Annotated in this window: 23 protein-coding genes; 9 read left to right on the forward strand and 14 right to left on the reverse strand. The window is 59.8% G+C overall.

The window, feature by feature from the left end:
• The first annotated feature begins 10 nt into the window (after window positions 1-10).
• On the forward strand, window positions 11-829 hold the full coding sequence (ppsR, locus tag ACVW0Y_RS15045; protein ID WP_457439113.1) for a posphoenolpyruvate synthetase regulatory kinase/phosphorylase PpsR: 819 nt from the start codon (window positions 11-13) through the stop codon (window positions 827-829).
• 28 nt (window positions 830-857) lie between these two features.
• The gene (locus tag ACVW0Y_RS15050) at window positions 858-1,502 is read left to right on the forward strand and encodes a LysE family translocator (RefSeq protein WP_457439114.1); all 645 of its coding nucleotides are present in this window, start codon (window positions 858-860) and stop codon (window positions 1,500-1,502) included.
• Window positions 1,503-1,595: 93 nt separating this feature from the next.
• On the opposite strand, the gene prpF is transcribed toward ACVW0Y_RS15050, so the two are convergent.
• The 5 genes from prpF to ACVW0Y_RS15075 form a co-directional block, all read right to left on the reverse strand.
• Window positions 1,596-2,783, reverse strand: coding sequence for a 2-methylaconitate cis-trans isomerase PrpF (gene prpF, locus ACVW0Y_RS15055; protein ID WP_457439115.1), 1,188 nt, complete (start codon window positions 2,781-2,783; stop codon window positions 1,596-1,598).
• 116 nt (window positions 2,784-2,899) lie between these two features.
• Complete coding sequence (acnD, locus tag ACVW0Y_RS15060) at window positions 2,900-5,512, reverse strand: Fe/S-dependent 2-methylisocitrate dehydratase AcnD (protein WP_457439291.1); 2,613 nt, start codon at window positions 5,510-5,512, stop codon at window positions 2,900-2,902.
• 14 nt (window positions 5,513-5,526) lie between these two features.
• The gene (gene prpC / locus ACVW0Y_RS15065; RefSeq protein ID WP_457439116.1) at window positions 5,527-6,690 is read right to left on the reverse strand and encodes a bifunctional 2-methylcitrate synthase/citrate synthase; all 1,164 of its coding nucleotides are present in this window, start codon (window positions 6,688-6,690) and stop codon (window positions 5,527-5,529) included.
• A gap of 83 nt (window positions 6,691-6,773) precedes the next feature.
• Window positions 6,774-7,658 carry a methylisocitrate lyase gene (prpB, locus tag ACVW0Y_RS15070; protein ID WP_457439117.1) on the reverse strand — a complete coding sequence of 295 codons (885 nt, stop codon included), beginning with the start codon at window positions 7,656-7,658 and terminating at the stop codon, window positions 6,774-6,776.
• Entirely contained in the window at window positions 7,655-8,386 is a 732-nt protein-coding gene (locus ACVW0Y_RS15075; protein ID WP_457439118.1) for a GntR family transcriptional regulator, read from the reverse strand. The genes prpB and ACVW0Y_RS15075 overlap by 4 nt, the downstream gene beginning before the upstream one ends.
• 378 nt (window positions 8,387-8,764) lie before the next feature.
• On the opposite strand from ACVW0Y_RS15075, the gene rloA reads away from it, so the two are divergent.
• From rloA to ACVW0Y_RS15090, 3 genes are all read left to right on the forward strand, one after another.
• Window positions 8,765-9,316, forward strand: coding sequence for a retropepsin-like aspartic peptidase RloA (gene rloA / locus ACVW0Y_RS15080; RefSeq protein ID WP_457439119.1), 552 nt, complete (start codon window positions 8,765-8,767; stop codon window positions 9,314-9,316).
• 143 nt (window positions 9,317-9,459) lie between these two features.
• Entirely contained in the window at window positions 9,460-10,986 is a 1,527-nt protein-coding gene (gene rloB, locus ACVW0Y_RS15085; RefSeq protein WP_457439120.1) for an osmotic stress tolerance membrane protein RloB, read from the forward strand.
• 3 nt (window positions 10,987-10,989) lie between these two features.
• Entirely contained in the window at window positions 10,990-11,976 is a 987-nt protein-coding gene (locus tag ACVW0Y_RS15090; protein ID WP_457439121.1) for an alpha-L-glutamate ligase-like protein, read from the forward strand.
• 66 nt (window positions 11,977-12,042) lie between these two features.
• Here the strand turns inward: ACVW0Y_RS15090 and thrH are convergent, their stop codons facing one another.
• Entirely contained in the window at window positions 12,043-12,660 is a 618-nt protein-coding gene (thrH, locus tag ACVW0Y_RS15095) for a bifunctional phosphoserine phosphatase/homoserine phosphotransferase ThrH (RefSeq protein ID WP_457439122.1), read from the reverse strand.
• 186 nt (window positions 12,661-12,846) lie between these two features.
• Here thrH and ACVW0Y_RS15100 point away from each other — a divergent pair, with 186 nt between their 5' ends.
• The gene (locus ACVW0Y_RS15100; RefSeq protein ID WP_457439123.1) at window positions 12,847-13,467 is read left to right on the forward strand and encodes a phosphoadenosine phosphosulfate reductase domain-containing protein; all 621 of its coding nucleotides are present in this window, start codon (window positions 12,847-12,849) and stop codon (window positions 13,465-13,467) included.
• 76 nt (window positions 13,468-13,543) lie between these two features.
• Here the strand turns inward: ACVW0Y_RS15100 and ACVW0Y_RS15105 are convergent, their stop codons facing one another.
• The 6 genes from ACVW0Y_RS15105 to ACVW0Y_RS15130 form a co-directional block, all read right to left on the reverse strand.
• Complete coding sequence (locus ACVW0Y_RS15105) at window positions 13,544-14,080, reverse strand: DinB family protein (RefSeq protein WP_457439124.1); 537 nt, start codon at window positions 14,078-14,080, stop codon at window positions 13,544-13,546.
• A 59-nt stretch (window positions 14,081-14,139) separates the two neighbouring features.
• Entirely contained in the window at window positions 14,140-15,114 is a 975-nt protein-coding gene (gene cysB / locus ACVW0Y_RS15110; protein WP_457439125.1) for an HTH-type transcriptional regulator CysB, read from the reverse strand.
• A 163-nt stretch (window positions 15,115-15,277) separates the two neighbouring features.
• The gene (locus tag ACVW0Y_RS15115) at window positions 15,278-15,781 is read right to left on the reverse strand and encodes a universal stress protein (protein WP_457439126.1); all 504 of its coding nucleotides are present in this window, start codon (window positions 15,779-15,781) and stop codon (window positions 15,278-15,280) included.
• 114 nt (window positions 15,782-15,895) lie between these two features.
• Window positions 15,896-16,801, reverse strand: a complete 906-nt coding sequence (locus ACVW0Y_RS15120) for a 5'-nucleotidase (RefSeq protein ID WP_457439127.1) — start codon at window positions 16,799-16,801, stop codon at window positions 15,896-15,898.
• Between the two features lie 7 nt (window positions 16,802-16,808).
• Window positions 16,809-17,765 carry a putative 2-dehydropantoate 2-reductase gene (locus ACVW0Y_RS15125; protein WP_457439128.1) on the reverse strand — a complete coding sequence of 319 codons (957 nt, stop codon included), beginning with the start codon at window positions 17,763-17,765 and terminating at the stop codon, window positions 16,809-16,811.
• Complete coding sequence (locus ACVW0Y_RS15130) at window positions 17,765-18,124, reverse strand: thioredoxin (RefSeq protein ID WP_457439129.1); 360 nt, start codon at window positions 18,122-18,124, stop codon at window positions 17,765-17,767. Before ACVW0Y_RS15130 ends, ACVW0Y_RS15125 begins: the two co-directional genes overlap by 1 nt.
• Window positions 18,125-18,156: 32 nt before the next feature.
• Here ACVW0Y_RS15130 and ACVW0Y_RS15135 point away from each other — a divergent pair, with 32 nt between their 5' ends.
• Together ACVW0Y_RS15135 and ACVW0Y_RS15140 are read left to right on the forward strand one after the other, a co-directional pair.
• Window positions 18,157-18,579: a PilZ domain-containing protein gene (locus ACVW0Y_RS15135; RefSeq protein ID WP_457439130.1), complete on the forward strand. Its 423-nt coding sequence runs from the start codon at window positions 18,157-18,159 to the stop codon at window positions 18,577-18,579.
• Window positions 18,580-18,747: 168 nt separating this feature from the next.
• Entirely contained in the window at window positions 18,748-19,824 is a 1,077-nt protein-coding gene (locus ACVW0Y_RS15140) for a 3-deoxy-7-phosphoheptulonate synthase (RefSeq protein WP_457439131.1), read from the forward strand.
• Between the two features lie 59 nt (window positions 19,825-19,883).
• Here ACVW0Y_RS15140 and ACVW0Y_RS15145 read toward each other — a convergent pair whose 3' ends face one another.
• Window positions 19,884-20,153 carry a GNAT family N-acetyltransferase gene (locus ACVW0Y_RS15145; protein ID WP_108096718.1) on the reverse strand — a complete coding sequence of 90 codons (270 nt, stop codon included), beginning with the start codon at window positions 20,151-20,153 and terminating at the stop codon, window positions 19,884-19,886.
• A 19-nt stretch (window positions 20,154-20,172) separates the two neighbouring features.
• Complete coding sequence (locus tag ACVW0Y_RS15150; RefSeq protein WP_457439132.1) at window positions 20,173-21,438, reverse strand: hypothetical protein; 1,266 nt, start codon at window positions 21,436-21,438, stop codon at window positions 20,173-20,175.
• 447 nt (window positions 21,439-21,885) lie between these two features.
• On the opposite strand from ACVW0Y_RS15150, the gene oprI reads away from it, so the two are divergent.
• Window positions 21,886-22,137, forward strand: coding sequence for an outer membrane lipoprotei OprI (gene oprI / locus ACVW0Y_RS15155; RefSeq protein WP_108096720.1), 252 nt, complete (start codon window positions 21,886-21,888; stop codon window positions 22,135-22,137).
• Window positions 22,138-22,239: the final 102 nt, after the last annotated feature.

The following is a 22,239-nucleotide window of genomic DNA, read 5'->3' on the forward strand; positions in this document are numbered from 1 at the left end:
CTCGGTGCAAATGAAACGAACCGCTTTCTTCATCTCCGACGGCACCGGCATCACGGCCGAAACGCTTGGCCAAAGCCTGCTGGCGCAGTTCGAGAACATCACTTTTCACAAGCTCACGCGCCCCTACATCGACACCGTGGAAAAAGCGCGGGCGATGGTACAGCAAATCAACAATGCGGCCGAGAAAGACGGCGTGCGCCCGATCATCTTCGACACCATCGTCAACCAGGACATTCGCGACATCCTGGCCAAGTCCGATGGCTTCATGATCGACATCTTCTCGACCTTTCTCGCCCCGCTTGAACAGGAACTGACTTCACACTCGTCCTATTCGGTGGGCAAGTCCCATTCCATCAGTCACAACTCCAACTATATGGAGCGTATCGAGGCGGTGAACTTTGCCCTCGACAACGACGATGGTGCCCGCACCCACTACTACGACAAGGCCGACCTGATTCTGGTCGGTGTCTCGCGCTGCGGTAAAACCCCCACCTGCCTTTATATGGCACTGCAATATGGCATTCGTGCGGCCAACTACCCGTTGACCGAAGAAGACATGGAGCGCCTGCAACTGCCCAGCGCGCTCAAGCAGTACAAAGACAAGCTGTTCGGCCTGACCATCGACCCCGACCGTTTGACTGCCATCCGCAACGAACGCAAGCCCAACAGCCGTTACGCCAGCTTTGCCCAGTGCGAGTTCGAAGTGCGTGAAGTCGAACAACTGCTGCGCCGGGAAAACATTCCGTACATCAATTCCACCCATTTTTCGGTGGAAGAAATCTCCGCCAAGATCTTGGTGGAAAAAGGCGTTGAGCGGCGTCTGAAATAACCCCGCTTTTTTAACCCAGGTACCCGCCATGACCCTGATGGACTGCTTGCTGTTCGCGCCAATCGCTGTGTTTATCGCCCTGACGCCAGGGCCGAACAACTTCTGCGCACTGAACAACGGTATTCGTCATGGTGTCGGCACTGCGGTTGCCGCCACCGTCGGCCGGGCCATTGCCTATGCCATTTTCCTCAGCATTTCTGCCGTGGGTCTTGGTGCCATGCTGCTGGCTTCGGAAACCGCGTTCACCACCCTCAAGTGGATCGGCGCCGCTTACCTGCTCTACCTCGGCATCCGCACCTGGCGCAGCCGTGAATTCAGCGGCCTTGATCTGGCTGAAAGCAGCGTAGCAGACAGCGCGCAGGCGAACAGGAGTGTGACCAAACTGATGCTTCAAGAGTTCCTTGTCGGCATCAGCAACCCGAAAGCCATTCTGCTGTTTGCGGCGATTTTCCCGCAGTTCATCAAACCCGAATTGCCCCCCACCGAACAATTTGTGTACCTGGGCGGCACCTACCTGCTGGCAGAGTTCTTTGCCTCCATGGTCTACGGCCTGTTCGGCCGGCAGATTCGCCGCCTGATCAAGACCCCAACCGGTGCCCGCCGCCTGAACAAAACCACTGGCGCGTTTTTTATGGGTGCCAGTGGCGTGCTGCTTGGCACGACTCACCATTAAACCCATTTTCGGTGCCTGGTATCGCGGCTGAAGCCGCTCCTATGGGCCTGCGTAGCCCTCGTGGGAGCGGCTTCAGCCGCTTTGCCTTACCCCTCAAACACCATCCCCAGGCACCCGCACCCAGCCTTCCATCAAAATCCGCGCACTGCGGCTCATGATGGCTTTCTTGACTACCCATTCGCCGTTTTCCTGAGTCGCCTCAGCCCCTACCCGCAAGGTGCCGGATGGGTGCCCAAAGCGCACTGCAGTGCGCTCACCGCCACCGGCCGCCAGGTTGACCAGGGTGCCCGGGATGGCTGCCGCCGTGCCAATCGCTACCGCCGCCGTGCCCATCATGGCGTGGTGCAGTTTGCCCATGGACAGCGCGCGCACCAGCAGATCAACCTCGCCGGCCTGCACGGTCTTGCCGCTGGAGGCTTGGTAGTCCTTGGGCTTGGCCACAAACGCGACCTTGGGCGTATGTTGCCGTGTCGCCGCCTCGGCCGCGGTTTTGATCAAGCCCATACGCAGCGCTCCGGCCACCCGAATCGCCTCGAAACGCGCGAGGGCTTTGACATCGCTGTTGATGTCTTCGCGCAGCTCGGTGCCTTGATAGCCGATGTCTTCGGCATTGACGAATACCGTGGGGATACCGGCGGTAATCATCGTCGCCATGAAGGTACCGACACCAGGCACTTCGAGGTCGTCCACCAGGTTGCCGGTGGGAAACATCGAGCCGCCCTCCTCGCCGTCATCGGAAGGGTCGAGAAACTCCAGCACGATCTCCGCCGCCGGGAAGGTCACCCCATCCAGTTCGAAGTCTCCGGTTTCCTGGACCTGGCCATTGCTGACCGGGACATGGGCGATGATGGTTTTCTGGATATTGGCCTGCCAGATGCGCACCACGCACACGCCGTTGTCCGGAATACGCGCCGGATCGACCAGACCGGCATGCAGGGCAAACGCGCCCGCACCGGTAGACAGGTTGCCGCAGTTGCCACTCCAGTCGACAAAGGCTTTGTCGATGGAGACCTGGCCATATAGATAGTCGACGTCATGATCCGGCTGCGTGCTTTTGCTCAGGATCACGCATTTACTGGTACTGGACGTGGCACCGCCCATACCGTCGATTTGCGCCGAATATGGGTCGGGACTGCCAATCACCCGCATAAACAGACGATCACGGGCGACGCCCGGTACCTGGCAGCTTTGCGGTAAATCTTGCAGGCGGAAAAACACGCCCTTGCTGGTACCGCCACGCAGGTAGGTGGCGGGGATTTTGATTTGCGGTGCGTGGGGCATGAGTTAAGTCCTGAATGTTTCGATAGTCCCTGTAGGAGCGGCTTCAGCCGCGATGCTTTTCAAGATCAAGAGCATCGCGGCTGAAGCCGCTCCTACGGAGCCATGCGTAGCGGCGTTTAAACTGCCACCGTCGCCTCGAGGAAATCCTGGGCAAAGCGCTGCAGCACACCGCCGGCCTCGTACACCGAAACCTCTTCGGCGGTATCCAGGCGGCAGGTCATCGGCACTTCCAGGCGCTCACCGTTTTTACGGGTAATGACCAGCGTCAGGGTGGCACGCGGCGTGCGTTCGCCAACCACGTCGTACAGCTCGGTGCCGTCCAGGCCCAGGGTCAGGCGGTTGGTGCCGGGTTTGAACTCCAGCGGCAACACGCCCATGCCCACCAGGTTGGTGCGGTGAATGCGTTCGAAGCCCTCGGCGGCAATCGCTTCCACCCCAGCCAGGCGTACACCCTTGGCGGCCCAGTCGCGGGACGAGCCCTGACCGTAGTCGGCACCGGCCACGATAATCAGCGGCTGCTTGCGCTCCATATAGGTTTCGATGGCTTCCCACATACGGGTGACCTTGCCTTCCGGCTCCAGGCGGGTCAGCGAACCCTTCTTCACCTGGCCATCGACCACGGCCATTTCGTTCACCAACTGCGGGTTGGCAAAGGTGGCGCGCTGCGCGGTCAGGTGGTCACCACGGTGGGTGGCGTAGGAGTTGAAGTCCTCTTCCGGCAGGCCCATTTTCGCCAGGTACTCACCGGCGGCGCTGTCCAACAGAATGGCGTTGGAAGGCGACAGGTGATCGGTGGTGATGTTGTCCGGCAGCACCGCCAGCGGGCGCATGCCGGTCAGCGTGCGTTCACCGGCCAAGGCACCTTCCCAGTAAGGCGGACGACGAATATAGGTGGACTGCGGGCGCCAGTCGTACAGCGGGCTCTCTGCTTCTTCGAAGCTGCCCAGATCGAACATCGGAATGTAGATCTGCTTGAACTGCTCAGGCTTCACCGAGGTGGCGACCAGCGCGTCGATTTCTTCGTCGCTTGGCCACAGGTCCTTGAGGGTGATCGGGTTGCCGGCCGGGTCATGGCCGAGCACGTCCTGCTCGATATCGAAACGCACGGTACCGGCAATGGCGTAAGCCACTACCAACGGCGGCGAAGCCAGGAAGGCCTGCTTGGCGTACGGGTGAATACGGCCGTCGAAGTTGCGGTTGCCCGACAACACGGCGGTGGCATACAGATCACGGTCGATGATTTCCTGCTGAATCACCGGGTCCAGCGCGCCGGACATACCGTTACAGGTGGTGCACGCATAGGCGACGATGCCAAAACCCAGCTGTTCCAGTTCGGTCAGCAAGCCGGCCTCTTCCAGATACAGCTTGGCCACCTTCGAGCCTGGCGCAAACGAGGTTTTCACCCAGGGTTTACGCACCAGGCCCAAGGCATTGGCCTTCTTCGCCACCAAACCGGCCGCCACCACGTTGCGCGGGTTGGAGGTGTTGGTGCAGCTGGTGATGGCGGCGATGATCACCGCGCCATCCGGCAGCAGACCATCGGCCTCCTCCACCTTGCTGGCTGCCAGCATGGCTTCACCGGCAATCCCGCGCTCCTGCAACGCCGAAGTCGGCAAGCGCTTATGCGGATTGCTCGGGCCGGCCATATTGCGCACCACGGTGGACAAATCGAAGCTCAGCACGCGCTCGTATTCGGCGGTCACCAAGGCATCGGCCCACAGGCCGGTGAGCTTGGCGTATTGCTCGACCAGCGCCACTTGCTCAGGCTCGCGGCCGGTGAGTTTAAGGTAGTCGATGGTCTGCTGATCGATATAGAACATCGAGGCGGTGGCACCGTATTCCGGGCACATATTGGAAATCGTCGCGCGGTCGCCAATCGACAGGCTGTCTGCGCCTTCGCCGAAGAACTCGACATAGGCACCCACCACCCGCTCCTTGCGCAGAAACTCGGTGATCGCCAGCACGATATCGGTCGCGGTAATGCCCGGCTGACGCTTGCCGGTCAGCTGCACGCCGACGATATCCGGCAGACGCATCATCGAGGCGCGACCAAGCATCACGGTTTCCGCTTCCAGACCGCCGACACCGATGGCGATCACGCCCAAGGCATCGACGTGGGGGGTGTGGCTGTCGGTACCGACGCAGGTATCCGGGTACGCCACGCCATCACGGGCCTGGATCACCGGGCTCATTTTCTCCAGGTTGATCTGGTGCATGATGCCGTTGCCGGCCGGGATCACGTCGACGTTCTTGAAGGCAGTTTTGGTCCACTCGATAAAGTGGAAGCGGTCTTCGTTACGACGGTCTTCGACGGCGCGGTTCTTCTCGAACGCGTCCGGATCGAAGCCGGCGAATTCCACGGCCAGGGAGTGGTCGACAATAAGCTGGGTCGGCACCACCGGGTTGACCTTGGCCGGGTCGCCACCCTTCTCGGCAATTGCATCACGCAGGCCAGCCAGGTCGACCAGCGCGGTCTGACCGAGAATGTCGTGGCAGACCACGCGCGCCGGGTACCAGGGGAAGTCGAGGTCGCGCTTGCGCTCAATCAGCTGCTTGAGCGAATCGGTGAGCATCGCCGGATCGCAGCGGCGCACCAACTGCTCGGCCAGCACACGGGAGGTGTAAGGCAGCTTGGCGTAGGCACCGGGCTCGATGGCGTCCACCGCCTCGCGGGTGTCGAAGTAGTCCAGCGCGCTGCCGGGCAGGTTCTTGCGGTACTGAGTGTTCATTTCGATGCTCATGATTACGGGCGATCCTTGAGCGGCACGAACTTCAGGTCCTCAGGACCTGTGTAGTTGGCACTCGGGCGGATGATCTTGCCGTCGATACGTTGCTCGATCACATGGGACGACCAGCCGGAGGTACGGGCGATCACGAACAGCGGGGTGAACATGGCCGTGGGCACGCCCATCATGTGGTAGCTGACGGCGCTGAACCAATCGAGGTTCGGGAACATCTTCTTGATGTCCCACATGATGGTTTCCAGGCGCTCGGCAATATCGAACATCTTGGTGTTGCTCTGCTCGGCGGACAGCTCGCGCGCCACCTCTTTGATCACTTTGTTGCGCGGGTCGGCCACGGTGTACACCGGGTGGCCGAAACCGATCACCACTTCTTTTTTCTCGACGCGGGCACGGATATCGGCCTCGGCTTCGTCCGGGTTGTCGTAGCGCTTCTGGATCTCGAAGGCCACCTCGTTGGCACCGCCATGCTTCGGGCCGCGCAAGGCACCAATGGCGCCGGCGATGCAGGAGTGCATATCGGAACCGGTACCGGCGATTACCCGCGAGGTAAAGGTGGAGGCGTTGAATTCGTGCTCGGCATACAGGTTCAGCGAGGTGTGCATGGCGCGCACCCACGACTGGCGAGGCTTCTCGCCATGCAGCAGGTGCAGGAAGTGGCCGCCGATGGAGTCATCGTCGGTTTCCACATCGATACGCTTGCCGTTGTGGCTGAAGTGGTACCAGTACAGCAACGCTGAACCGAGGGAGGCCATCAGCTTGTCGGCGATATCGCGGGCACCGGGGTGGTTGTGGTCGTCCTTTTCCGGCGACACGCAGCCCAGTACCGATACCGCTGTGCGCATGACATCCATCGGGTGTGCCGAGGGAGGCAGTTGCTCCAGCGAGGCTTTCAGTGCCGCTGGAATGCCCCGCAGGGCCTTGAGTTTGGCCTTGTAGCCAGCCAGCTCGGCGACGTTCGGCAGCTTGCCGTGCACCAGCAGGTGGGCGATTTCTTCGAATTCGCAGCGATTGGCGAAGTCCAGCACGTCATAGCCACGGTAGTGCAGGTCGTTGCCGGTACGGCCGACGGTACACAGCGCGGTGTTGCCTGCCGCGGTGCCACTCAGGGCTACCGACTTCTTGGGTTTGAAACCCGGCGTGGTCGTCTCTTGGGTTGCGCTCATCGCGGGTAACTCCTCATCTGATCCGGTTGGATTTCTTGTTCTTTTGCTACAAGCCGCCCTTCAGCCAGGCGGCTTGCGCGGTATCACTTCTTGGCAGCAAACAACGCGTCGAGCTTTTGCTCGAAAGCGTGGTAGTTGATACGGTCGTACAGTTCGGCGCGAGTCTGCATCAGTTCGATGACGTCCTTTTGATGACCGTTCTGCCGAATCGAGGTGTACACCGCTTCTGCCGCCTTGTTGGCAGCGCGGAAGGCCGAGAGTGGGTAGAGCTGAATCTTCACGCCCACCGAGGCCAGCTCATCGCGGGTAAACAGTGGAGTAGCGCCGAATTCGGTGATGTTGGCCAACACCGGTACGCCCAGGGCATCGACAAAACGCTTGTAGGTCGGCAGATCGTAGGCAGCCTCGGCAAAGATGCCGTCAGCACCGGCCTCGACATAGCGCAGGCAACGCTCGATGGCAGCGTCCACACCCTCAGCCTGGATCGCGTCGGTACGGGCGATCAGGAAGAAGTCGGCGTCGGTTTTAGCGTCGGCAGCGGCTTTTACCCGGTCGGCCATTTCTTCGGTGGAGACAATCTCTTTGCCTGGGCGGTGACCACAGCGCTTGGCACCAACCTGATCTTCAATATGGGCGGCAGCGGCACCGGCCTTGATCAGATTTTTTACCGTGCGCTCGATATTGAAAGCGCTGGGGCCGAAGCCGGTGTCGATATCCACCAGCAGGGGCAGGTCGCAGACGTCGGTAATGCGGCGGACGTCGGTCAGCACATCGTCCAGGGTATTGATGCCCAGGTCCGGCAGACCGAGGGAGCCGGCAGCCACCCCGCCACCCGACAGATAGATGGCTTTGTAGCCGGCACGCTTGGCCAGCAACGCGTGGTTGGCGTTGATCGCGCCAATGACTTGCAACGGCGATTCGGCAGCGATGGCAGCGCGGAAACGTTGACCCGGGGTGTTCGAACTCATGCTTCACCTCTCTTTGTTGAATCGGTAGCGCCCTGCCCGGCCTGGCCGGTGTAGTGGCGTTCAATGTTGCGTTTGGAAGCGGCGATATGGCGGCGCATCAACAGCTCGGCCAGTTCGCCATCCCGTTCGGAAATCGCATCGAGAATGCGATGGTGCTCGGCAAAGGCATGGCGCGGGCGATTGGGGGTGGCGGAGAACTGCAGGCGATACATGCGCACCAGTTGGTACAGCTCGCCGCAGAGCATCTGCGCCAGGGTCTTGTTGCCGCTGCCTTGAATGATCCGGTAGTGGAAGTCGAAGTCGCCTTCCTGCTGGTAGTAACCGACCCCGGCCTGGAACGCGGCGTCGCGCTCATGCAGGTCGAGCACGCTGCGCAGCTCATTGATCTCGGTCTGACTCATGCGTTCGGCGGCCAGGCGGCAGGCCATGCCTTCCAGGGATTCGCGGATTTCGTAGAGCTCGATCAGCTCGGCGTGACTCAGGGAAACCACCCGGGCGCCAACATGGGGAACCCGCACCAGCAGCTTCTGCCCTTCCAGGCGATGGATCGCTTCGCGCAGCGGGCCGCGGCTGATGCCGTAGGTGCGGGCCAGCTCCGGCTCGGAGATCTTGCTGCCCGGGGCGATATCGCCCTGCACGATGGCCGCCTGGATACGGCGGAACACGTGCTCGGAGAGCGTCTCTGAGTCGAGAGGAGAATCGACTGCGGTTTCGAGGGCGTCTTGCATAGTGTCGACACATCGTTAGATATTTCGACGGAAACTACCCCTCAAAGACCTTTTCGTCAAACAATCTGTAGACATTGTCGACAGTATTTTTAGATCGTCTTCTGCAGGAATCGCGGCGAAGCCGCTCCTACGAGACCGTGTAGCTCGTAGGAGCGGCTTCAGCCGCGATGTTTTTAGGCGAGCAACCGCCTGTCGCCGCAGAAAATCCGCATGATAGAATGCGCCGCGCCTGGGCCCACGGAGCGCACCGCGCGGGCTGCTAGACTCACTCGCCAGGCGTTAGGTGAAACTAAGCCCTTGCTGTTAACACTAAGTGACTTGATACGGGGACTCGCTCCACGAGACCCGCTGCAATTACCACGATCCGTTTTAGGACTTATGACACTCAAGCCCTTAGCCCTGCTGTTATCTCTTCTTCTGTTGCCGGCCCTTGGCCAGGCGGCGGACAAGGGCGTGTACGGCCTGAATGAATACGCCCAGCTCACCGATATCGACCTGCAGGTGGCCGCCAAGCTCGACACTGGTGCCAAGACCGCCTCGCTGAGTGCCCGCGATATCAAACGCTTCAAGCGTGATGGCGAAACCTGGGTGCGTTTCTACCTGGCCATCGATGATGCCCATGCCCACCCTATCGAACGACCGCTGGCACGTATCAGCAAGATCAAGCGTCGCGCCGGGGATTACGACCCGGACGAAGAGAAAACCTATACCGCGCGCCCGGTGATTGAACTGCAGGTGTGCATGGGCAAGGCCCTGCGCACCATCGAGGTCAATCTCACCGACCGCAGTGCCTTCCAGTACCCCCTATTGATTGGCTCCGAAGCGCTGAAACGCTTCGACGCCCTGGTCGATCCCAGCCTGAAATACGCCGCTGGCAAACCCGGTTGCGCCGTGGCCGATGAGAACAGCGAGAAACAACCTGTCAGCTAAGCGGCCTACCCGGCCGGCACATTGTCGACAGACAGCTTCAAGAACGTGAGCTCCACCGCAATGCCATTACCTGCACCGCACCCTGCCTGGGGCCATGTGGTACAGCGACACCGACAAGATTGATTAATGGACAGGTTCCCGACATGCGCTCTCTTACCCTGCATCTGAAAGTCCTGATCGCCATATTGGTGACCCTGGGCGTTCTGATTACGGCTTACCAGATTTTCATCGTGGGCATCCCGATCACCGAGGATGAAACCGATGATCTGTGGAACATCGACGCCAAGGTCGAGTTCGTGGCAACGCCGAAAAACCCGGTGAAAGTGCAGATGTTCGTGCCACCGCTGAGCCAGGACTATGTCAGCCTCAACGAGAGCTTTATCTCCAATAACTACGGGGTGAGCATCAATCGGGTCGACGGCAACCGTAAGGTCACCTGGTCGGCACGTCGGGTCAGCGGCAACCAGACCCTCTACTACCGCCTGGTGCTGACCAAGCGCTACAGCGGCGAAAAACCCAAGGCCAAGGGCCCGATCTTCCGCGACAGCATCGCCGTCGAAGGTGCCGAAAAAATCGCCGCCGAAGCCCTGATGGCACCGATTCGCCAACACTCGGCCGACATCGAGACCTTCATCAGCGAAACCATCAAGCGGGTCAACAACGTCGGCGACGACAACGTCAAATTGCTGCTGGCCGGTGATCCATCGACGCCGAACAAGGCCAAGACCATCGAGCTGTTGCTGTCCATTGCCCATGTGCCGATGGAACGCGTACACACCATTCGCCTGGTGGCCGATCAGCCGCAAACCCCGGAGCTGTGGCTGCGCAGTTTCAACGGCCAGGACTGGCTGTACTTCAACCCGGAAACCGGCGAGCAGGGCCTGCCGGCTGACCGCCTGGTGTGGTGGACCGGTGACGAAAATCTGGTGAGCATCGAAGGCGGCAAGAAGCTGCAGGTGCGCTTTAGCCTCAACAACAGCCAGATGAACGCCATTCGCCTGGCCAAGCTGACTGACGAAAACACCGACGCCGACTTCCTTGAGTACTCGCTGTACGGCCTGCCGCTGCAAACCCAGCAGACCTTTATGATCATGGTGATGATCCCCATCGGCGTGCTGGTGATTCTGGTGCTGCGCAACCTGATCGGCCTGCAGACCCTGGGTACCTTCACCCCGGTACTGATCGCCCTGGCCTTCCGGGAGATGCAGCTGGGTTACGGCATTGCGCTATTTACGATCATCACAGCGCTGGGCCTGTCGCTACGGTCATACCTGGAACACCTGAAGCTGCAGATGCTGCCAAGGCTGTCAGTGGTGCTGACCTTCGTGGTGGTACTGATCGCCACCATCAGCCTGCTCAGCCACAAGCTGGGTCTGGAGCGCGGCTTGTCGGTGGCGCTGTTCCCGATGGTGATTCTGACCATGACCATCGAACGCCTGTCGATCACCTGGGAAGAGCGCGGTGGCGGCCATGCCATGAAAGTGGCGATCGGCACCCTGTTCGCCGCCTCCCTGGCGCACTTGCTGATGACCGTGCCGGAGCTGAACTACTTCGTCTTCACCTTCCCGGCTGTGCTGTTGATTCTGGTGGGCTTCATGTTGGCCATGGGTCGCTATCGCGGCTACCGCCTGACCGAGCTGTTCCGCTTCAAAGCCTTTCTGAAGGACTGAGCCATGTTCGGCATGATCAAAACGTGGAAGGCCCTGGAAGCCAAAGGCATCATGGGCATCAACCGGCGCAATGCGGACTACGTGCTCAAGTACAACAAACGGCACCTGTATCCGATTGTGGATGACAAGATCATCACCAAGGAGCGGGCGATCCAGGCCGGCATCCATGTGCCGGAAATGTACGGCATCATCGAAACCGAGAAACAGATCGACACCCTGCGCGACATCATCGGCGAGCGCCCGGACTTCGTCATCAAACCGGCACAAGGTGCCGGTGGTGACGGCATTCTGGTGATCGCCGACCGCTTCGAAGAACGCTACCGCACGGTGTCCGGCAAGATCGTCAGCCATGAGGAGCTGGAGCATCAGATCTCCAGCATCCTCACCGGCCTGTATTCGCTTGGCGGCCACCGCGACCGCGCGCTGATCGAATACCGGGTAACCCCGGACCAGATCTTCAAAAGCATCAGCTACGAAGGCGTGCCGGACATCCGCATCATTGTGCTGATGGGCTATCCGGTGATGGCCATGCTGCGTCTGCCGACGCGCCAATCCGGCGGCAAGGCCAACCTGCACCAGGGAGCCATCGGCGTGGGTGTGGACCTGGCCACCGGCGTAACCCTGCGCGGCACCTGGCTGAACAACAAGATCAGCAAACACCCGGACACCACCAACGCGGTCGACGGTGTGCAGCTGCCCAACTGGGACGGTTTCATGAAGCTGGCCGCCGGTTGCTACGAGCTGTGCGGCCTGGGCTATATCGGTGTGGACATGGTGCTGGACCAGGAAAAGGGCCCGCTGATTCTCGAACTCAACGCCCGCCCCGGCCTGAATATCCAGATCGCCAACGATTGCGGCCTGACCCACCGCGCCCATGCCGTGGAAGCGCGGATTGCCGAGCTGACGGCACAAGGTGTGGTGGAAACGCCGGAAGAACGGATGCGCTTTGCCCAGGGGCTGTTTGGCAACGTGCACAAGGCCGAGATCTGATCGCCGCCCCGCCTTGCAGACGTAAAAAAGCCCGCATACAAGCGGGCTTTTTTATGGTCGAGAACCTTACAGGCTCAGCTCACGATTGGACGCCTTGATGAATTCCTGTTTCAGGTCTTCATAGGTGTGCACCGCCGGGAACTGCGGGAACTCGCGGATCACGTTTTCCGGGGCATGGAACAGGATGCCGGCATGGGCTTCGCTGAGCATGGTGGTGTCGTTGTACGAGTCGCCGGCAGCGATCACGCGGTAGTACAGGCTCTTGAAGGCCAGCACCGACTGACGTTTGGGGTCTTTCTGGCGCAGCTGGTAGCTCACCACGCGGTCGGTTTCATCAGTGATCAGCTTGTGGCACAGCAGGGTCGGGAAACCCAGTTGGCGCATCAGTGGCTGGGAGAATTCGTAGAAAGTGTCGGAGAGAATCACCACCTGGAAGCGCTCGCGCAGCCAGTCGACAAACTCCACTGCGCCATCCAGCGGTTTGAGGGTGGCGATCACTTCCTGAATGTCGGCCAGTTTCAGACCGTGCTCATCGAGGATGCGCAGACGCTGCTTCATCAGCACGTCGTAGTCTGGAATATCGCGGGTGGTGGCTTTAAGCGCTTCGATACCGGTTTTTTCCGCGAAGGCGATCCAGATTTCCGGAACCAACACACCTTCCAGGTCGAGACAGGCGATTTCCACAGGGCACTCCTAAACAGGATTCACAAAGAAGGCGGCACTCTAGCCGCTTGCCTGCGCCCACGCAACGCACGGCAGCGCCGGCTCTTCAGTGCTGCTGATATCGCCTATCAACGCAGCGTGCTGCAGGGCCGCAGCGGATTTTGCTACCATCGCCCTCCTCTGCCGACATGACCCTGGAGCCTCGCAATGGACCTCGATCTGGATACGCTCAACGCTCAATTCGCCAATGAACCGGAAAAACTGGTGGAGTGGGCACTGAGCCTGGGCAAGCCCGCGATCTGCACCACCAACTTCCGTCCGTTCGAAGCGGTGATCCTGCATATGGTCAGCCAGGTTCAGCCGGACATTCCGATCATCTGGATGGACAACGGCTACAACACCGAAGCCACCTACAAGTTCGCCGATGAAGTGACCCGCGCGCTGAATCTCAACCTGATCACCTACCTGCCCAAACGCAGCCGCGCCCATCGCGAAGCACTGGAAGGCCCGGTGCCCGGCCTGGACGATCCGCGCCATGAAGCCTTCACCGAAGAGGTGAAACTGGAACCCTTCGCCCGCGCCCTGCGTGAAACCGCGCCCGGCGTCTGGTTCACCGCCCTGCGCGCCACCGACACCGCCGTGCGGGCACAGATGGAGCCAATCAGCATCAACCCCGACGGTTTGATCAAGGTTGCCCCGCTGCTGCAGTGGTCGTCCAAAGACCTGTACCAGTACCTGACCAAGCATGGTCTGCCGAATAACTTCGATTACTTTGACCCAACCAAGGGTGAAGATAATCGCGAGTGTGGGCTGCACATCAGCCACTGAGGTTTACTAAATCGCGGCTGAAGCCGCTCCTACGGGTTGCATAGGACCTGTAGGAGCGGCTTCAGCCGCGATGTTTTTACAGGCCCTGATTGCGGATCTGATCGAGCAAGTCGGTTGATCCCACATCCACTCCCGCCTGAAACAACAAGGTGGTGGCCTGTCCGCGATGGTGGGTCTGGTGGTTGAAGAAATGGGCGGTCAGCGCGCCGAAGGGTTTCTGTTGCGTGCCTTGGGAGTTCTGATACCGCAGCAGGTGCGCCAAGTCGGCTTCTCGCACTTGCCCAGCCCAGGCGCTGATAATCGCATCCAGGTACAGGCGCCTTTCCAGCAGTTCATCCAGCTCGCTACAAAGCAGATCCCGCAGGCTGGTTGGCTTGGCAATCTGCGCCATCGCGCGCAATGCGGGAAAGTCCGCCGGGTGTTCGCTAAAGCGCTTCAGCCAGACGATATCCCCGGCCACCACATGATTGAGCGTGCCAAACAGCGAGGTAAAAAAGGCCTTGCGGTCGGCCATCAGCTCGCGCGCGGGCAAGCTGGCCGCAGCGGTATACAGTGAGTGATTCATGGCCGCGTTATAGGCGGCCATCAGTACCAAGTGATCACAGCTGGACATCAGCAAAGAACCCTACGAAAAAGGCGCCCGCAGGCGCCTTTGAAATTGATGCTCGCCGATCAATGCACCGGCAAGACCACGTCCTGAAACAGCTCTTCCAGTTCCACCTTGTTGTGGCACTGCACGGCCTTGGCCATGACATCGCGGGTCAGGTGCGGGGCGAATTTCTCGATGAAATCGCACATAAAACCACGCAGGAAAGTGCCACGGCGGAAGCCGATCTTGGTCACGCTCGGCTCGAACAGTTCGCTGGCATCGAGCACCACCAGATCCGGGTCAAGCTTGGCGTCCACCGCCATCTTGGCCACGATGCCCACGCCCAGGCCCAGGCGCACGTAGGTTTTGATCACGTCGGCGTCGGCAGCGGTAAACACCACTTTGGGCGTCAGGCCGCGATGGCTGAACGCTTCGTCGAGCTTGGAGCGGCCGGTGAAACCGAATACGTAGGTCACGATCGGGTATTCGGCCAAGGCTTCCAGGGTGAGCTTGGGCAGCTTGGTCAGGGCATGGCCCTGGGGCACCACCACGCAGCGGTTCCAGGTATAGCAAGGCATCATGATCAGGTCGTTGAACAGCTCCAGACCTTCAGTGGCGATGGCGAAGTCGACGGTACCGTCAGCGGCCATTTCTGCGATCTGCATCGGCGTGCCCTGGTGCATATGCAGGGCCACGTCCGGGTATTGCTTGATAAAGTTGCTGATCACCCCCGGCAAGGCGTAACGCGCCTGGGTGTGGGTGGTGGCAATGGACAGCGTGCCTTTTTTCTCGTTGGAGAATTCCTGGGCAATCTGCTTGATGCTTTCGACCTTGCGCAGAATCTCACCGGCGGTGGTGATGATGCGTTCACCAGCAGGGGTCACACGGGTCAGGTGTTTGCCGCTGCGGGCGAACACCTCGACTCCCAACTCGTCCTCGAGCAGACGGATCTGCTTGCTGATACCCGGCTGCGAGGTATACAGGCTCTGCGCCGTGGCGGACACGTTGAGATCGTGGTGCGCGACTTCCCAGATGTAGCGCAGTTGCTGGAGCTTCATAAATATCCCTCAAAGCAAAAAGGCGATGCTGCAGACGCCAAAGGCGTTATATAACCATAGTAGTGGTTAGAAGGCTAAATCTAGACTATTTCTTCGCATAAGAGGAATCAGCCCAAGAGCACCGCCTTTTCTACCGCCCCCTGCGGCTTGCCGCTCGGTCCCGCTATACCTCGGCCCGCGTGCGGTGCTGCAGCATCGGCACCAGATACACCGGCATCTCCGCCAGCTGCACCAAGCGCGCGGCCGTACGACCCAGAGGAATATCCTGAGCGGCGGTATGACTGCTGTGACTGCCGACCACCAGCAGATCGACATTAAAACGTTGCGCCTCGGCCAGGATCACCTGCGGGGGGTCACCCTGCACCACACGCACAGCACGAACCATCTGCATATCCTGCTGGGCATCGCCCATCTCATCGCGAAAACCCTCGAACACCCGCTGCTCAATACTGGCCAGTACACCGCTCAGGCCATTGATGCGAATTTCCGTGAGTACCGCTTCATCCAGGTAGGTTTTCAGTACCGACTCGGCAAACAACCCCATCGGCTCTACGGCATGCACCACATATAAATCAGCGCCGAAGGCACGGGTCATGGCCAGGGCATGCTGCAACACGTAGGGGGCGTAAAGGCCTAGGTCGGTGGCGTAAAGAATCGAGCGAATCATGCGGCCTCCTAACTGCACTCTTAACGGCCTGGATTGAGCTTAGCAGCGCTGGCTATAAATCCAGGCGCTGTTAGCAGTCCAAGACGAACGGGCAGGAGGCCGATCAGGGCGGCGTTAAAGCAGCGGCTCGTTGCTGATGCCATGGGGGACGTGGCCGGTGGCCACAACTTCGCGACTTTTTTCGCAGTGGCCGGCCTGGTCGTCGAAGAACACGTCGGCACCGAAGGTTTCCAGAATCGCGGTCTTTTCCAGGCCGCCAAGAAAGTACGACTCATCCAGACGGATGTTCCATTCGCGCAGGGTGCGGATCACCCGCTCGTGGGCCGGTGCCGAACGGGCGGTCACCAGGGCGGTGCGAATCGGACAGCTTTCCAGGGGGAACTCCTGCTGCAGGCTGTGCAAGGCCGACAGAAAGGGTTTGAACGGCCCACCGCCCAGCAGCTCGCGCGCCGACTCGCGCTCGTGGGTCTGGAACGCCACCAGGCCGCCGGCCTGATACACCCGTTCGGACTCATCGGAAAACAGCACGGCATCACCGTCGAAGGCAATCCGCAGCTCGTTGCTGGCCGCACGCCGGGCACCACCGGAAAGAATGGTCGCCGCGCCAAACCCGGCGCGCAGCGCGCTGCGCACATCTTCGGCATGGGTGGAAAGGAACAGGTGGCAACCGAAGGCAGCCAGGTATGGATCCGGGCTACGGCCGCCAACGAAGGCGGCGCGGGAGATTTCCAGACCGTAGTGCTGAATCGAATTGAACGCCCGAAGGCCGGTGTCGGCACTGTTGCGCGACACCAGAATCACCTCGACCCGCTGCCGACCAAGCGCGGTATTCAGGGCCAGGAGTTTTTCCACCAGGGGAAAGGCATCGCCGGGGGCGAGAATTTCTTCCTCGTGCTCGATCTGGTATTGCCGGTAGGCCTCCACACCCTGGCTTTCGTAGATGCGGTGGCTTTCCCGCAGGTCGAACAACGCCCGCGAGGAAATCGCCAGTACCAGTTTGTCCCCCAGTCCCTTGCTCATAAGCGCCTCAACTCAGATTGCGTGCATCGATAAACGCCAATTGTTGCTGCAGGGCGCGAATGCGCGGCAAATCGACGCCTGCGCGCTCGGCAGCGGCCAATGGCTCGGCATAGATGTACTGCAGCTCCAGCGGGCGTTTTTCCACATAGTCGTGGTACATGCTCGGCAGGTAGTCCGGCATGCGGTCAGTGGAAGCCAGCAGTTTGTCGGCGAACACTTCAGGAATTTCGTAGCCGCACGCCGCAGCGCCCTGGATCACTTCCTTCATGATCGCCAGAATCAGCGCACGGGTTTCGCCGTGGGCCATCAACGCCGTGGTGCCCGTATTGAGCAGCACCGACAGGCCGTTGTACGGCACGTTCCACACCAGTTTCTGCCAGCGCGCCTGCGCCAGATTGGGCATGGCAGTGGAATCCAGACCGGCGTGCTTGAACAACGCGGCACCCGCTTCGGCAATCGCCAGCTGGGCAGCCGGTTCGCTGGCCGGACCGCTGTGGTAACCGAGGTTCACCCCGCCCAGCGCCTGGTGCTCGATCACGCCCGGAGCGGCACGATGCACGCAGATATAACAAAGACCACCCAATAGATGCAGGGAATCAGGCAGCAGCGGCCGCAAGCCCTCCTCCACCGCCAAGCCGTTCTGCAACAGCACCACCTTGGCATCCGCGGCAGCGACCTTGGCGATCAGCGGTGCCAATTCGGCGTTGCTGGTGCTTTTCGCCCCCACCAACAGCCAGTCACAGGCCGGCATGTCAGCGGCATTGCAATATGCCTGAACGTTTTCGAGCTGCAGTGCACCATGCACGGCGCTATTGAGTTGCAGGCCACGCTCGGCTACGGCGGCGTATTCGCTGCGCAGCAGGAAATGCACATCGAAACCGGCACGGGCCAGCATCAGGCCGTAAAAACCACCAATGGCACCGGTACCGATGACGCCGATACGTGGATTGGGAGATAACGACATCAGGGAAGCTCCTCAGGTAAACGGGCCAAAGCCGCAGCCATAGCGGCGTTCAGCTCGACCGGACGCAAGCGCGTATGCAGCGCGCCGAAAAATTGACCATCGCGCACGACGAACAACGCTGGCAAGTGAAAAACCTCATAACGCTCGACCAATCCGCCATTGTTGGCGGCATCGATCCAGCACAAACGCTGCACCGAGAGGTCCATCTGCGGCAACTCGCGACGGGCCCAGCGGCAACTGGCACAGCCTATGCTCGTAAATATCAGCAGCGATGTGCCAGACCAGTCGAGCAACGAGCGATCTGCATCGTAATCGGTCAGCTCGATTTGCCTGGCTATACTGCTAGCAGTGATGTCCATGAGCCATCATCCAGTAGTGGAGTTTTCCCGTAATGCGACAGTTTTTGCGTCATCCCAGTGATATGCCAGTTGAACTGATCCAGCGCAAGCACGCCTTCCTGCCCCGCCAGCGCCTGCACAATATCAGCCTCGGCGGCGTGGCCTGCAATTCTTCCAAAGGTTTTCGCCGCGGCACTGCCGTAGAGCTGCGTATTCCCCTGCTAGGTGATCAGGCCCGTTACAGCGGCGTAGTGGCCTGGTGCAAGAAGCAGCCAGCGGACTATCTGGTGGGCATTGCCTTTATTGATGAAGAAACCCTGTTCCGTGCCCGTATGGTCGAACAGGTCTGCCAGATCGAACACTACCGCCACCTGCGTGAACAAGAGCTTGGCCAACCCCTTCCCGTGGAAGCCATTGCCAAGGAATGGATCGCCGAACACGCGGCGACATTCTCCACTGTCAGCGGCCTGCAATAAGGCTTGCCCCTTAGCGTCATATTCAGCCCCATAAGCACGAACGCCCCATTGTCGAGGCGGGCCGTACGCGCTAAGGTTCCCACCCCCGTTACGCTCTGCGCTCTGTCGCAAGATGGCTGGCGGCCGACACCCCTGACCTGACTGACGACCTGACTGACGAGTAGCACGATGGCTGATTTACCGATCGATGACCTTAACGTCGCCTCCAACGACACCCTGATCACCCCCGACCAGCTCAAGCGTGAAATTCCGCTGACTGAAGCCGCGCTGCAAACTGTGGTGCAAGGCCGTCAGGTGATCCGCAATATTCTCGACGGCAAGGACCACCGCCTGTTTGTAGTGGTCGGCCCCTGCTCGATCCACGACATCAAAGCCGCCCATGAATACGCCGAGCGCCTGAAAGTGCTGGCGGCTGAGGTAGCGGACACGCTCTATCTGGTCATGCGCGTGTATTTTGAAAAGCCACGCACCACCGTCGGCTGGAAAGGCCTGATCAACGACCCGTACCTGGATGACTCCTTCAAGATCCAGGACGGCCTGCATATCGGTCGTCAGTTGCTGCTCGACCTGGCCGAAATGGGCCTGCCCACCGCCACCGAAGCCCTCGACCCGATCTCCCCGCAGTACCTGCAGGACCTGATCAGCTGGTCGGCCATTGGCGCGCGTACCACCGAATCGCAAACCCACCGGGAAATGGCCTCCGGCCTGTCCTCGGCGGTCGGTTTCAAAAACGGCACCGATGGCGGCCTGACTGTGGCGATCAACGCCCTGCAGTCGGTTTCCAGCCCGCACCGCTTCCTCGGCATCAACCAGGAAGGCGGCGTGTCCATCGTCACCACCAAAGGCAATGCCTACGGTCACGTGGTACTGCGCGGCGGCAACGGCAAACCGAACTACGATTCGGTGAGCGTGGCGGTGTGCGAACAGGAACTGACCAAGGCCGGCATTCGCCCGAACATCATGGTCGACTGCAGCCACGCCAACTCCAACAAGGACCCGGCCCTGCAACCCCTGGTGATGGAGAACGTGGCCAACCAGATTCTGGAAGGCAACCAATCGATCGTCGGCCTGATGGTGGAAAGTCATCTGGGCTGGGGCAACCAATCGATCCCCAAAGATCTCAATGCCCTCAAGTACGGCGTGTCGATCACCGACGCCTGCATCGACTGGGACACCACCGAGAAAACCCTGCTGGGCATGCACAGCAAGCTCAAGGGCGTGCTGCCCAAGCGTCAGCGCGGCTAAGCACGATAAGCACAAACAAAAACGCCGGGCTTAGCCCGGCGTTTTTTTTAGCCCGTGGATCAGTGCCGATCACGGCGCTCCATATAGCGTTCCACGTAAGAGCACGACGGAATCACGGTGTAGCCCATCCGTTCGGCGTACTCCAGCGCGCGCTCGGTCAGCGCCGCAGCGATGCCACGGCCACGCAATGAATTGGGCACAAAGGTGCGATAGATATCGAGCGTCTGCTTACCCAGGTCCATATAGGCAAGGTAAGCACGGTCACCGTCCACAGTGGTCTCGAATTGATGACCTGCCTGGTCATGGTTGATAGACAGCGCCTCGCTCATCACAACTCCTCAGCGGGTCTTAGAACATGACCCTTACCTTATCGATCTTATCCAAGCGCAAAAACATCTCCGCCGTCCCCGAGCCGAATTGGACACTGAGGAAGGCTTTGCCGTTCTCCACTTTGCGCAGCACACCCTGATAATAGGTACCGTCATGGGTAATGAACTGCAAACGCTTGCCAGCGTAGTCGGGCAGGCTGGCGACACTCACGAACTCATATTGCTGCGTAGCGGCTTTTGACTCAACTTTTTCTGCAACCACCAAATCATTCGGCAACGCCTCCTTGCGTGCATTGGGGTCGAACCAGGTGAACCCCAGCGGCGTCACCAACTGCTGATTGATCATCAGCGACGGGTGCAACATACCCAGTACATCCTTGGCCTCGAAAAACTGCAGGCCGTCCCAGCTCAGGCCCTCGTTCGGGCTGATTTCCAGGCGCAGCGACTGTGGGTCCTTGAGGTAACGGCCATAGGCTTCCAGCACCGCCGGATCCAGCGCCACACGCTGACTGCGCAGCACCTTGTCGAATTGCTCCACCGCGGTTTTCAGGTACGCCTCGCTGGTTTGCCCCAGCTTGGCAGCGCAAAACTCCTGCACCTTGCGCTGGTACTGGTTGTCATTGATTTCCACTGCCACCAGCGACAGCTCCGGCGGATGCACGCGCATATCACCCGGGTTGTCGGACATATTGGCCAATGCCAGGGTGACCTTCAGCTCACCCATATCGCGGGTGTCGGAGCTCATGGAGAAGTGCAGCGTTTTTTTCCCTGGCGAGAACAGATACGAGAGCTCCGCATCGGTTTCAAAAGTCCGGTAGCCCATCTCCAGCAACTCGGTAGTGCCGATAAAACGCACCTTGCCGCAGCTCACTTCGCTCATGGCGGTAAACAGGCTGCGCTCGGCAGGCGCGTCGTAGAGCTGTTGCATAAAGGGGCCATGAACATCCAGAGCCAGCCCTTTCAGATTGATCGCCAGTTGCTCGGGAAACTTGCCTTCAGCCAGGCTTTCCTTGAAACGCAGTAGCTCGCCCAGGCCATTGAACTTCAACTGGGCGTGCTCGACCCGCACGCTGTCGCCAAACGCCGGCACTTTAATGGAGAGCCTTTCCAGACCTACACGACCATCAAAGGAGGAGGTAATGCCGCCGTAGCTGATATCCATAATCGGCGATAACTGGGCGATGGCATCGTTCATAATCGAACGCACCGATAACCACAGTGACAGCTTGATTAATACGGCAACGGCAATCGCCGCGAACAAACCCCATTTAAAAATTCTGGCCACGATGACGTCCTTGCTGTCGATAGACAGGCACTTTGCTGAAGGTCTTGTGCGGCGCAGCTTAACAGGCCGGCAAAGTGCCAGCTACCACCCTGGTTGGCAGTCGAACCAAGGCATTTATGCAGCTGTGAAGGACAACTCGAAATAGACGGTTTTTTAACGCTAGTTGCGCGGCAAAGAGCGGACAACAGTCGCTGAAGTATGGCCAGGAAAGTATTCCGAGCAGCGCCGCGCGCTGGCGTAAATGCACAAGCCGCAGACGCACCTGGATATTTTTTATCCAACTGCATTACTACTTGCTTACATAACGCTCAATTTCACCAAAAAAAAGTGTTGCGCTGGCGCTACGTCCGTTTACTTACTACAAGTAATGAGTAGTATGTAGACCGGCAAATACCTCGAGCTCGGGGCAGTTGCTTTATGGAAAAAATGCACCTTAAGGGGAACACGATGAACAACGTTCTGAAACTCTCTGCTCTGGCTCTGGCCGCCGTTCTGGCTACCGGTTGCAGCAGCGTATCGAAAGAAACTGAAGCTCGCCTGACTGCTACTGAAGACGCAGCAGCTCGCGCTCAAGCTCGTGCTGACGAAGCTTACCGCAAAGCTGACGAGGCTCTGGCCGCTGCTCAGAAGGCTCAGCAAACTGCTGACGAAGCCAACGAGCGCGCCGCTCGTATGCTGGAAAAAGCCAGCCGCAAGTAATAGCCCCCGCGGCTATAGAGCCGGACCCTCTGTGGTCCGGCTTTTTTTTGATCGGTAGAAAGCGATTGGCTGCACCGAAAAGCAAGAACATCGCGGCTAAAG

The organism is Pseudomonas sp. TE3786 (genome assembly GCF_054057335.1).